The sequence below is a fragment of the Psychrobacter sp. APC 3279 genome (assembly GCF_030407795.1).
GTDB lineage: Bacteria > Pseudomonadota > Gammaproteobacteria > Pseudomonadales > Moraxellaceae > Psychrobacter.
Genome location: NZ_JASDCR010000032.1, coordinates 1 through 13214 on the forward strand (window position 1 = coordinate 1; position 13214 = coordinate 13214).

A 13214-nucleotide genomic window follows, 5' to 3' on the forward strand; every position below is an offset into this window, starting at 1 on the left:
GATAAGAGAATTCAAGGTTATAAGTAGTAAAGGACAAGAATGTACATATAGTGATTATTTATTTTTATATAAAGGAGGTAGTTATATATCAATCAGAGAAGCTGAATATAAGTCTGGTTTTGGCTATGATATAGAAGATCCATACTTTATAGTAGAATGGATACATAACGAGGAGCTGATCAGTCTGACAATTAGAGGTCTTGCTTCAGATTTTAAAGTAGATCCGAAAAGCAATCTCATTTTCGCTAGAGGCGATTGTATCGATATTAGTAAATCCAATGAAAATATAATTACTAGTAATAGTACAGACGAATGGGCTTTAAATTTTTTCGTCAACGATAATGGTAGTGTTAATCATCAGCTTAAACCCCCTGAATATGTATATTATGAAGATCGAATACCTTGGCATACTTTTTTACCAAGTAACAAATTAGAGGCGGAGAGAGCCAAGAAAATATCTACAGATGGAATCCGTAAAATAGAATTTTCTAATGAAAGAGTTAGTTTAGTTGGTTCGTATTATTATATGAACGATTCTGTTCAAGAAAGAGAATATGACGCTGTAAATAAAGAATGGGGCTCTATAGTATCTGCATGGAAAAGTTAGTTTAGAGCATACTATGAAATTTAAATTTGCAGGTACTCAAAAAATAGATGATAGTGGAAAAGGTTCTTTTATGTATAAAGGTGTTGATCTCATGGAGTATCAGTATCAATGGAAAGATATTGATGATGAATATACTAGATTAAAAATGAAAATCGGTGAAGAGAGCACTGTATTCAAACCTTATGTTTATCAGCTAACAGTTGATAATAAAGTCTTAATATTTGCATCAGGTGAAATAACAAATGGTATTTGGGGCTTTGCATTGCCTGAGGAGTGATAAATTAGGCACAAGCTAATGATAATTTTAAAAGCAGTGTTTGAAAACGTGGAACCAAGTATATTTAAGAAAAAAATATATTTAGAAATCGATGGTAGTAGAGATTATTTGACCCCTGCCGTCAATCCCGTAGACTTAAACTTGGGAGATTTTAGTTACGCAGCCTGACGATAATAATCAAACCACACCTGTCTTGGCGATTTATAGCCCAAACCCTTTTGAATTCTATGATCCCTGCCGTCAAATCCGTAGACTTAAACTTGGGAGATTTTAATTACGCAGCCTGACGATAATAATCAAACCACACCTGTCTTGGCGATTTATAGCCCAAACCCTTTTGAATTCTAGTCTGATTGTAGTACAGCTCGATGTATCTAATAATATCGTTGATCGCTCCAAATCTAGTCTTATAATCCTGATGATATACCAGCTCGTTCTTTAAAGTGCCCCAGAAGCTTTCTATTGGAGCGTTGTCGAAGCAATTACCTTTAGCGCTCATTGAACCTGTAAACTGATGCTGCTTAACGATCTTGTGGTAGGCATGGCTACAGTACTGACTGCCTCTGTCAGAGTGAACGACTAGCCCTTTGCTTGGTTGTTTATTCTTGATGGCCATGTTCAATGCTTTGCATACTAGATCTGCGGTCATTCGCTTATTGATCGCATAGCCGACCAGCTCTTTGGTATATAAATCTTTGACTCCCGCTAAATACAACCAGCCCTCAAGCGTCCAAATATAGGTGATGTCACTGGCCCACGCTTGGTTAGGACGACTGGCATCAAACTCTTGATCCAACACGTTTGGATAGACAAGCTTATTATGGTTTGAGTCAGTGGTGACCTTAAAGCGCTTATGACGACGACATTTAATGCCGTGTTCCTCTTTAATGCTTCTAATCATGTAAGGACTGATATCATGTCCTTGTCTATTTAGACGCGCATGCAGGCGCTCAACACCATAGCGCCCTTTAGTTTCACTGTGAGCGGCTTTAACCAGTAACTCGCACTGATTGCGGTGTATCTGTTGGTCACTGATATCACGACTCAGCCAATCGTAGTAGCTTGACGGCTTAATCTTCAATACATGGCACATAGTAGTGATGCGAAAGAGGTGCTGGTTATCTTTGATGAAGGCGTACTTCACTAACTGTCACTGCGGGCATAGCCCTTCGCCTTGCGTCACTAAAACAGTCTCCCAGACTGTTTCTTAACGTTCCTCATTCGCGAAGTACGCCGTGGCCAACTCGAGCATAGCTCTCCCCTTGCGTCGGGGCGAAGCGGTGCTTCGCTTTATCCCTCCTCATTTAGTATTTCGCGCTCCTCTTCAGCCACTTTAAGCTGTCGTTTGAGCTGCTTTATTTCCTGAAGAGCCGTCATAAGATCAGGATCGTATTGTTCAGTGCCCACAAGCTTGCCTTGATTGGCTTTATTCTGCCAGTTAGATAAGGTTTGCATGGCGATCCCGAGCTGCTTTGCAGTAGCTGAAATATTGCCATTATTATCCGCTATCTTCTTGACAGCTTCTGCTTTAAATTCTGTGCTGTAAGTTCTAACTTTCTTGGTCATGGTAAACTCCGATTAATACGCTTAGTTTACCAAGTTTATCTCTACGGTTTCTTCAGCATAGCTCAGTTATGAAATCAAGTCAGCTTGGCGCCACACTAACCGAATTTATTACCATTGGACCTTTAATCTTTTTTTTAGGGATGAATGGCTTGCAATATACCCTAATGTATAACGCCAAAACTAATCTGACCTATGCCTCTTATGAAGCCGCTCGCGCAGGGGCTATTGAGAACGCTAGTCCTCAACAAATCGAAATGGGACTACTAAAAGGATTCCTACCCTATTTGAGCGCTAACAAAGGTATCGGTGGTGGTAAATTAGATAATGCCAAAGTATTGGCACTTGCCAAAGCCACCGAAGCGCCCTTTACAAAGATTGAAATTATCAACCCAACAGCTGAAGCCTTTAATGACTTTAACAGCCCCATTCTTCAAAAGACACTCGGCATCAAGCAAAAGGTTATTCCTAATAAACTGACAGACATGGAAAACCTCAAATCCAAGCCTGGTGCTAGCTCTGGCGTCAACATATCAGAGGCCAATGTTTTAAAGCTAAGAATTACTTACGGCTATAAGCCTACTATTCCACTAGTAGGCGGGTTCTTCGCCAAAGCCTTTGACTTTCTCTCAGGTCCCAAAGATGCCTTTAGTGCTATGCTGTTTGCCTCTAATAGAATACCTATCGTCGTTGACGTCTCCTCCCAAATGCTAAGCCCAGCTATTCAAAACACTCTAAAGGTTGCCTCAAACAACCCTGGCACTGGTACTGGCACAGTTGGGGATAACCATCAGCTACCTGATCTATCTACGGTCAAACTACCAGGCAAGTATGAAGGCATGAGCCGAGAAGAAATCATAGAAGATATTAGAGCGAACGGTGGCATCAACACAGATAGTAATACCAGTAATAAAGACTGGCTAAAGCTACTCATTGCTTTAGGGCTTATCACCTTAGGCGCCTCGCAGATGGATGATATAGATGATGCCTTTGACGCTAATGGCAATATCGTCGATTCTGACTTAGTCTCAGACTTTCAGAATCAAAATACGTGTTTAGCGGGATCTAGTGGCTATGGAGTTGGTATAACTAACAACGGTAGTCAAGCTTCACCAACTAATGATCCTTTTCAAGCAAATAATCCTTTTCAATCAAATTTAGTGCCTATTGCAGGGGCTGGTGCTGTTGGTGGTGCAGAAATTGCAGCTGGAGGTGCTATTTTGGGTGGAGCCGCTTGTGCTGCTAATAAGTATTGTCCAGAGCTTATCGGCGATATCCTCACCTCTGCTGGAAACGGGCTACAAAATGCGGTAGATGGGGTGGTTGGGGTATTTTCTTCTGATGGTCCAAAAACAGGTAACGATGAGTTAGATGAGGTGCTGGGAGATGCTGTTCCAACTGATGATGGAAACAAAGGATATGATTATCCAGGAACACAAGAAGAGTTAATTGAAAAGTTAGGTGGAATTGAAGGGGCTAATCAGACTAAAAGGCCTGATGGAAGTACTTCAACAACATTACCTGATGGAAGAAGAGTTGATACATATCCTGGTAGAACTTCAACACAAAAACCAGGATGGCAAATTATAAAACCTGGTAGAAGAAAGCCAACACATAAAGGGCAAACACAATGAAATTTTATTCAAAAAATAGCGATCAAGAATATTTTAGCGAGTTTTGGGCACCTCAAAAAAATTTTTTAGAAGATGAAGGTGGCGAGCTACTAACAACAGACGAAGCTAATATGCATCCATTTGATGATCTAATAGTAAAAGGCTCTAAAGGAATTACTGAAACTGATGCGATGAAGCCAAGACTAAGCGAAGATTACCACTACTTCTGCATACCATATGAACTTGGTGAAGAAATAAAAGATAGTTTAGAGCCTGAAACAATAATTACTAATCTGATTAACGATAACTTAGAGACGCCTATTTTTATAGCATCTACAGACGCAAGTTTTGGTTGTTTTGCTAAGTGTCAATATATAAATGAAGATATAATTTGGAACTTTGCATCCCCTCATCTAAATACTCCTTTTTTAATCTTCAATGAAAAAAAAGAAGTGTTTGCCTTAATAGACTATGACTTACCTTTGCAGATTATTGGTTATCAGCACTCTATTGTAGATAAACACAATTACATAGCCAATCAAGTGGGTCAAAGTGGTTGGGACACGGTCTTTGATAGATATGCCAGCTACATCAACATGCCCCATCTTTTTGATGAATACTACAGATTTTTATTGCCTAAAGAGGTAGTTAAGGCTTTGGAATCAATGGTAATAGCTCCTCCAAACCGACCAAATCAATGAATAGAATACGCCAAAACGCTCTAAACCTTAGATACTTTAGCAGTAGCATAACCTTAGTGCCTACTCGCACTTACCATGATGGTTGAGAATAACTTATGCGTTTGAACCGTTTATTTGTCAGCTTGTTGATTATTGTTCCTACCATAGTTGCTGCTGATTTAAGCATAACAGAAAATAGAACTATCGTTTGCAATACTAATGGCGGACAAGGGACCGTAGGAGGAAGCTGTCCTGCTAATCAAAGCTCCAACCCTACTATAGTGGATAAAATTGAAGCTGCAAAAGCCAAAGGTAGCGGCAACCCCATCAACGTTCTTAACGGCAACAAGTTTGAACAAGCCACAGACATCCAAGCCGTAGGTGATGACTATGCCCTAAGACTCAACCGTTACTACAATTCAAGAAGCAGCCAGCGCGGACTATTTGGCATTGGCTGGCGTCACGACTACGAGATGCAACTGCAAGACATCGATGATCAAATAGACATCATCCAAGCCGATGGACGCAAGATCAGCTTTACAAAGACCGCCGCCGCTTTAGATAGTAGCACCCTGTTTGTTACTCGCTATGTTGCAGACAAGAGTGAGCTTGGCTATATAGAGCGCAGTCAAAGTAGTAACCCTAGTAAAGCCACTTGGATATGGACACTCCCTACCGGCAAACAGTTTGAATTTGTGATTCACAAACAAATCAATAGCGTCAACCAGCTTGGTATGTCTCGCTACGGTCAACTCTCTCGCGTCACTGAACAAGCCAACAGTCCTAGCAGCCCTTACTGGTCACTCACTTATGGCGTTGACGGTAAACTTGCCCAAGTCCGCAACCATAACGGCGACACCCTAAAGTTCGCCTATGAGATCACAAAGAGTGGCCTGCCTAAGATCAGTGTCACTAGCAGCACAATCCGTCAAAACAACAGTAACAATAATAACAGCGCTAGCAAATGGGTCTACCTATTAGACCAAAAGGGTAACCTTGCCCAAGTCGTCTCACCGACAGGGGTGAGAACGGGTTATCAGTATAATGACCCTTATGATGCGCACAACCTCACGGCCAAATACAGCTATGAGAACAAACAGCCACAGCTGATAACTAAATGGACCTATGACGCTTATGATAGGGCTACTAGCTCCACTCACAAAGACGGTGTTAAGAAGGTTAGTGTGGTCTATGACAACGACACCGTCATACCTACCCAAGCAAATCATATCTTCACTAATGTCCTAACTAACAGCATAGGGGAGACCACCAACTACCGCTATAGGTACAAGAATGGCGAGGCACAGCTATTATCTGTGACAGGGGCAGGGTGTGTCACTTGCGGCCCCACCAATGTGAGCTATGAGTATGATAGTGCAGGACGGGTGACGAAAACCAGTAAGCTTGATGACAACGGTCAAGTTATCGCATCGACGTCAACGAGCTATGACACGATTGGGCGCACAATCAAGATCACTCAGACAGATAAGACAAAGGAGGACAACCAGCAAACGTGGCTGGCTTACAGTTATGACAATGCAGCTTATCCGATGCAGCCGACCGCCATCACTCGTCCTAGTGTGGTTGAGGGTAAGATCTCACAGACGAGCCTCACCTATGATGAGGCGGGGAATGTTGTGGCTATGACTGAGAGTGGGTTTCGGCCTGCAACGGTAAACAGTCAAGTACAGCCCATTAGTCGTACAACCCGTTACCGTTATGAGACAATCAATGGCAGGCAACAACTGGTAGCCGCTGATGGGCCATTAAAAGGTAATCAAGATACAACCCGCTATCAGTATGATAAGCAGAATCAGCTCACGCTAATCAGCTACCCCGAGGGTCTGACTCAATCCATGCGCTATGATACTCAAGGCCGAGTCGTCAGTTTAGTAAACATAGATGGCACTAAAAATGAGTACCAGTATGATGCACAAGGTCAAGTCATTCAAAGCAATCAAGCAGGACAAGTTAGCACCATCAGCTATGACCCTTTAGGACGAATTCAGCAGATCACTGATCCACTAGGTCAGATAATGAGCTACCAATACGACGCCGGTGGTCAAATCATTGGGATGAGTGATGGTAAGCAAACTCAAATAGATCTGACTCGTGATACTGAGGGCAACCTGACATCGGCAAATTTACTAGTCGATGGTAAAGTAGAGCAGCAAACGGCGTTTGCACAAGAAGAAAGTGTAGACACAAGCTTAGAGTCAGAGACGCTTGAATTCTCTGTAGCTACCAGAAAGCTCAAAGACAAAAATGGAGATAGTACCACCGCTTACTTTGACGACTTTAATAGAGTAATTGCGGAAAACAGTCCAACGACTGGCTGGACACGTTATGAGTGGAATAATGATGATAGTTTAACTGAAGTCGCTAATGAGTTAGCACAAAAGATAAATATTACCTACGATGGTTTTGGACGTATCATTGAAATCAGAACCAATGATGATAGTGCTAAAGTAGTATGGGGTGATTACAATCAGAAAAAATCTGTCATCGGCCCTGACTATCAGCTTCACTATGCTTATGATCAGCTCGGTAATATCTCAAAAAAAACATGGCAGTTCAAAGATAACAATTTCACTGCGCATTACAAATACAATGATAATCAGCAACTAACGACAGTAGATTACCCGAGCGGTTTAAGCTTAAATTATAAATATAACGAAGACGGTCAATTAAATCAGATCACACAAAAAAGCTGGTTCAAAGACAGAGTTCTGGTTTCAAATATTAATGATAAAAAACCTTATGACAACCAGTCAACGTTCAACTTCGGTAATGGCGTTAGCCAAACGCAAGCCTATAGAAACAATGAAGTTGTAGAGTGGACAGGTAATAAAGACGTTGCCTATAGCTATAGCACACTCTATAAAGGAGGCTATGCGATTGATTACGCCTATCCAAATATCAGTACCCGCCCAGTGTCAACAAGTTTAAATAGTATAGACAATCAAGTTAGTAGTGATATGGTCGAGAGTCAACCATCAAAAGCCATGACTCAAACCACGACGACTACTGATCAATACAATGTAATCGGTCAGTTAGTACGAGAGAGTGGGCGTCATTATAGGTATGATGATTTAGGACGCCTAAAACAAGTTACTGACAATAAAAGTCCTATAGTCACTTACGACTATCTTATCACTGGTGAGCGATATAAAAAAACGGTATTGAATAGCGATCAAGCAAAGCAAACCACTTACTATCTATATGACAATGGTGTGCTAATCAGCGAATTCACGCAAACAGCAACTGAAGATAAGCCAAAATTTATAGACTATGTCCACTATGATAATCGTCCATTGTTACAATTTAATGAGCTAAAGCCTTTTTACCTGACGACTGATCATCGCGGTGCGGTGATGGCGGTCACTGATGATAATAAAGATATAGTCTGGCAAGCGAAGCTAGCAGATAACGGAAAAGCCACAGTCTTTAACGGTTCACAAATAGCGATGAATCTACGCGGCTCTAATCAGTATTATGATGCTGAAATAGCGCTGCACTACAATATTCATCGCTACTTTAGTCCGACTCGTAATCAGTATCTGACTCCTGATCCTGTAGGACTAGCGGCAGGAGAGGATTTGTATGCCTTTGCTAATGATAGACCGCATGAGTTTGTGGATTTGTGGGGTCTACAATATGAAGTTTACGATGAGGTTCTTCAAAGAAAACCTTTTTTGGAAAGAGCGTTCATTGGTATCATAACTCATAAAAGACTAACTACTGCTGTAAGAGCAGCTGCAGATTCGGGAGTACCAAGATTAGAAGGTTACGGAGCTGATGATGGTCGGGAAGGTACCTTTGGAATTATAAGACCAGATGCATATTTTGTAGATGAGGAAAATATAGAATTAGAGGGTGCAGGAAAACCTTTCGTAGGTACTATTTGGGAATTAAAACCTATATCTTGGAAGAATGATCCAGTACGCTATAAAAAAGGACTTAATCAAGTTAAGAGCTATATTAACGCTGCAAAAAATAACTGTAAGGCTACGTTTAAAGGAGGTAGTTATAGTAGTTTGCCGTATATAAAATCAGTTGCTGGAGAAATAGCACTAGGGAATAAAGTTTATTCTGTTACTACACATGCGGATACTAAAGTTAAAGGCAAAGCTGATAGTGGACTGGTGTTCTATGATGCAACGCTCAAATCACAGAGAACCGCTGAAAAATTACCAGAGTCAGCGTCTAAGCCAGAAATGAGCGACTCACAGAAAAGCCAGCTTCAAAAGGCTGTAGATGCTGTTAAAGACGCAGCGAGTGCTGATGGTTGGCAAGGTATATTAGTCAAGGGATTGTTAATTTTTCTAGCTTTGGTGTTGGCATTCTTTTTAGCCAAGTTAGTTGCAGCAGTATTTGCAGGCGCTGTAGCTATGACTTTAGCTAAAGCCATTGCAGCCGTTATCGCTCTTTTAACTGCTTCAGCTGCGATAGCTAAAGATGGTGTAAAAGATGATGATGGTAAGCATAGAGATGTAGGATTATTAGAAGCTTTGAAAACAGCATTTGGTATAGATATTTCTAAAGAAAGTATAAAAGCGTATGCTTCAAAAAAATGGGATCAAACGACTGACTGGGTAAAAGGATGGTTTAAATAATGTTTTTATATTCAAAAAGTTTTGAAGATGATGTGAGTGAAAAAGAGCGTGTAAAGCGTATGAATGTCGATTATCGTCATAATGGTAAGCTGTGGAAGTACCATAGTAAGTTTCATAAATGGATTGAGAAAATTGATAATGAGTTTGCAAGACAGAAGCTTGAATGGATGAGTCAGGACATTGAAGATGGCTTTGCCAGTTATTATGCGCATTTCGTTTTTTTACAGCAGCATATAGAGCAGCCATGGATTAATGAAATTTGTCTCAAGTATTATTCAAATGATTCTTCGAAAAATCGTAGGCATACAGAGTTATCAGCTATAGGCAGGGAATACAATAATGAATTGATACCTCGAGATCAATATCAAAATATCTATGCCCCTATCAATAATTCGAATGAAGAAATAATAAAAGAACTTGATCTTTATTATTATGACATGAGAGTAGATGCTCTCTATAAAGAGCTAACCGCCGAAGCAGATGATCCTGATGAAAAGTTCATGATTTTTTGGGAGGTAACAAAAGCATTCGAGCTTGAGCTTGAACAACTCGAAGAAAAGCAGTGGCGAGGTATAGAGATTGATCTTGCAGGATTTGAGCCAGCGCCGCATCATCTTCCACCTTCAAGCTATGAGGACTACGGTAGGTCAGTCCTTGACTACGAATCCGTTCCAGACGTTAATTTTTTACTCTATTCTCCTGAACCCTATATCAAACTAGGGCAGATATATTTCGAAGGCTTTGAATATCAAGAACAATTAAGTGATAAAGCTTTTAAAGTCTTTACTAAACCAATTAATAATGATTATCAATGGGCACTTAGCTTATTCGCCTCTGGCGGTATGATTTGGCATAGTTTTGTACCTTTATTAATGATTATCTCTACCAATCAGAATCGACCAATTAAACCTAAGAATGTTGTTTACCAAGAATTATGTCTATCCTTATCCATCAGTGGTAATACAGAAGGACGTGCTTTACAACTAAAGAAGTTTAATTATATTAACCGTTATGTCAACCGTTACATTGATTGGATGGAAGACAAAGTAATGGCAGTAATAGAGAGCGAGTAGCGCAAAGCTTCACCCTCACAGATGACAAGGGTCGGGTTAAGACACGCACCCTGCCCAGTGGTGAAGTCATCGAATACGCCTATAATGGTGAAGACAAGAAAAAAGTAGGCATACTCAGTGGCATCTATCTAAAAGGACTCTGGGACAAACCAATTGTCACAGGTATGAACCAAGACCGAGATACCAGCCTAGTGCAGCAGTTTAATTTTGGTAATGGTATTGCCAACACCCTTCAAAAAGACAAAAATGGTCGCATCGTCTTAGCAGGGAACCCAAAAGTTGGGCAGACCATGCTTAACTACGATCCTAACCAAAAGCAGTTAGAACCTGTAAATGTCAAGCAAACCTATAGCGCACAAGTGGGTGATACCATTCATCCACAAAGCGGTATGAGTAAGCAAGTTCGTCAAGTGCTTGACCAAGTTGTTTATAACCGAAATCCAGAGCCGCTGTTTGTCCAGCAGAAAGATGTCATTGAGCAGATCAGTCAAACCCCTGAGATGGATCAGTGGGGTAGAACGGTCAGGCAGGGCGATCAGCACTACCAGTACGACAGCCAAAACCGACTGATCAAGATTACCAGTACTGATGAAACAGGTCAGCTCATACCTATCGCTGACTACCGCTACAACACCTTTAACCAGCGTGTCGCTAAGACGACTTATAACCATCAAGGTAATCAGACAAAAACCACCTATTACTTCTATGATGGCAATCAGCTCATTGCTGAAACGACAGACACCGCAGGACAACAAGCAGACAATCTTAAACAGTATGTCTGGCTGAACGACACACCTATTGCCATCCTACAACAAGGTGAGCTGTACTACATTCATACTGATCATAGAAACGCACCGATAGCGGTCACTGATAGCATTAGTAAACTGGTATGGCAAGCAGACAATGAAGACTTTGGCTATGCCAGCATTCATGCTAAGAGCACGTTCGAGCTTAACCTGCGCTTATCGAACCAGTACTACGATAGTGAGAGCGGACTACACTACAATACCAATCGTTATTATGATGCGCTAAACCAGCAATACTTAACCCCCGATCCATTAGGACTGGCAGCAGGCCCTGATCTGTTCGCCTTTGCACTGAACCAACCGCATTCGATTAGTGATCCAGATGGGTTGGCTCCTATCGATTATAATAGTTTTGCTGATAAGTTGTATTATGCTACTGCTATTGGTATTAAAGGTTTCCCTGCCTCAATGGCTCAATTTGGTAAAGAGCTATGGAAACTGGTTAGCAATAGAACGACCCTTACAGTAGTTGGTACTGCATTTGCGGCATGGGGCGCCCTACACTTTGTCGGTGTAGGACAAGTTGTTGATGCGCTTTTGGTATCAACCCTAGCAGCTGCAGTCGGACCACTACAAGTAATTGCTGCTGTACAATTTGTTTGGGCATTCTCTAAATTTATCTCCAAAACCTATACAGCGACTTGTTATGCAGACTTAGAGTCTGCAGGAAAGATACTTTCGGATGGTATGAGGAATGCCTTAGTTGGCTTTGGCTCCGCCACAGTGATCAATAAAGCAATACCATTCATTAAAAACTTTGGCAAAAATATAAATGCTGCCAAAGCTTTATATAAAGATAGCACAGCTGCTAGTTATATAAAAAAGGCCACTCAAAGACTAGCGAAAACAAGAGTACCTTTTCTAGGTTCTCGTTTAACAGCATTAAATGCATTTGTTGATAGTAGTGGTAGAGTCGTTCCTAAATTCTCTGCTAGTTCAAAGTACTCATGGCAAGAACCTCCTGGTGCAGGCGTAGTAACAAAAAGAGACTGGAACTATGCTAAAGAAGCAAATCAGGTAAAGGCCATGGAGAAATTCATTAAGGACAATGAGAAGCCCGTAGCTACTTGGACACCTCAGGTCAGTAATGGTAATGGGTTTGACTATGCTTATGTGAGACCAAATGGACAATTGGTCATCGTTGAGGCAAAATCGAATAATGGTTATCACACTGCCTTGACTGCTTTTGGAGGGGGTAAGAAGCCTGCTACTGTTGATATAAATGAACAAAGACTAAGAGATGCAATTAATGCTAATAGAAGTGGTTTGAATAACTCTCAGTATCGTAGTGTGATGGAAAAGATTGAAAATAGAGATTATGAAATTGAACTCTATGTAAGCTCTAGAACGAAGCTATCATCATCTAAAATTGGTGTGACGAATAATACAATGGGTATGTCAATGAAGCGAATTATAGAGCTACCAGAGATTTTGCCTTAAATTTAAAGTTATGATTAAAAAGGAAAAAATATGTTTAACTTTCTTAAAAAAAACAAGATTAAAAATGATGATTGGAGTGGAATACTAAAGTCTCGCATATTACCTGAGTCAGAATATTACTATTCAGAAATAACGACATTTAATAGAGAGTTTATTAGAGAAAAAATTAGTAAAACGTCTAGTCCTCATATGTCAGTGGATAATAAACTCCATGAAGGACTTTATCTAAGTTATGCTAAATTTGATGAACAAGTATCTACTGCCTATTTGCAAGTCTCCTTAGATATCGCCAATGCTATACTGGCTTTACCCCAAAGTGAGACTGAACGCTGGAATGGTGAGGATCTATATATAAAAAAAAATAGACCGAGTATATTAATTTATAAATTATTCATTGAGGCTTTATTAGCTAATGAAAATATAGATATGACTGAGTTAGCCTGTGTCAGCGATTCATTACTAAACCATTTAAAAGTATATAAAGGTAGCCTTTGGGAAGATGTGACTCAAAGTCAGTATTTATCTAGTGTCTGGCATCT

Annotated in this window: 8 protein-coding genes and 2 pseudogenes; 8 read left to right on the forward strand and 2 right to left on the reverse strand. The window is 40.5% G+C overall.

The window, feature by feature from the left end; translation table 11 throughout:
- Together QL898_RS13475 and QL898_RS13480 are read left to right on the forward strand one after the other, a co-directional pair.
- Positions 1-607, forward strand: a 607-nt coding sequence (locus tag QL898_RS13475; protein WP_290177153.1) for a hypothetical protein, incomplete at its 5' end; no start/stop codon positions are given.
- Between the two features lie 13 nt (positions 608-620).
- Positions 621-884 (forward strand): hypothetical protein, encoded by a 264-nt coding sequence (locus QL898_RS13480; protein ID WP_290177154.1) that lies wholly within the window; start codon positions 621-623, stop codon positions 882-884.
- A gap of 274 nt (positions 885-1158) precedes the next feature.
- On the opposite strand, the pseudogene QL898_RS13485 reads toward QL898_RS13480, so the two are convergent.
- Positions 1159-2070, reverse strand: a pseudogene (locus QL898_RS13485) (IS3 family transposase); the annotation flags it as partial.
- Between the two features lie 113 nt (positions 2071-2183).
- Positions 2184-2450, reverse strand: a pseudogene (locus QL898_RS13490) (transposase); the annotation flags it as partial.
- A gap of 68 nt (positions 2451-2518) precedes the next feature.
- Between QL898_RS13490 and QL898_RS13495 the strand changes: the two are divergent.
- The 6 genes from QL898_RS13495 to QL898_RS13520 form a co-directional block, all read left to right on the forward strand.
- Positions 2519-4081, forward strand: a complete 1563-nt coding sequence (locus QL898_RS13495) for a TadE/TadG family type IV pilus assembly protein (RefSeq protein WP_290177155.1) — start codon at positions 2519-2521, stop codon at positions 4079-4081.
- Positions 4078-4761: a hypothetical protein gene (locus QL898_RS13500; protein WP_290177156.1), complete on the forward strand. Its 684-nt coding sequence runs from the start codon at positions 4078-4080 to the stop codon at positions 4759-4761. Before QL898_RS13495 ends, QL898_RS13500 begins: the two co-directional genes overlap by 4 nt.
- Positions 4762-4856: 95 nt before the next feature.
- On the forward strand, positions 4857-9356 hold the full coding sequence (locus tag QL898_RS13505) for a DUF6531 domain-containing protein (protein WP_290177157.1): 4500 nt from the start codon (positions 4857-4859) through the stop codon (positions 9354-9356).
- Entirely contained in the window at positions 9356-10429 is a 1074-nt protein-coding gene (locus QL898_RS13510; RefSeq protein WP_290177158.1) for a hypothetical protein, read from the forward strand. The genes QL898_RS13505 and QL898_RS13510 overlap by 1 nt, the downstream gene beginning before the upstream one ends.
- A complete protein-coding gene (locus QL898_RS13515) occupies positions 10387-12675 on the forward strand; it encodes an RHS repeat-associated core domain-containing protein (RefSeq protein ID WP_290177159.1) in 2289 nt (762 codons plus the stop codon). The genes QL898_RS13510 and QL898_RS13515 overlap by 43 nt, the downstream gene beginning before the upstream one ends.
- Positions 12676-12705: 30 nt before the next feature.
- The coding region (locus QL898_RS13520) for a hypothetical protein (protein ID WP_290177160.1) at positions 12706-13214 on the forward strand (509 nt) is incomplete at its 3' end.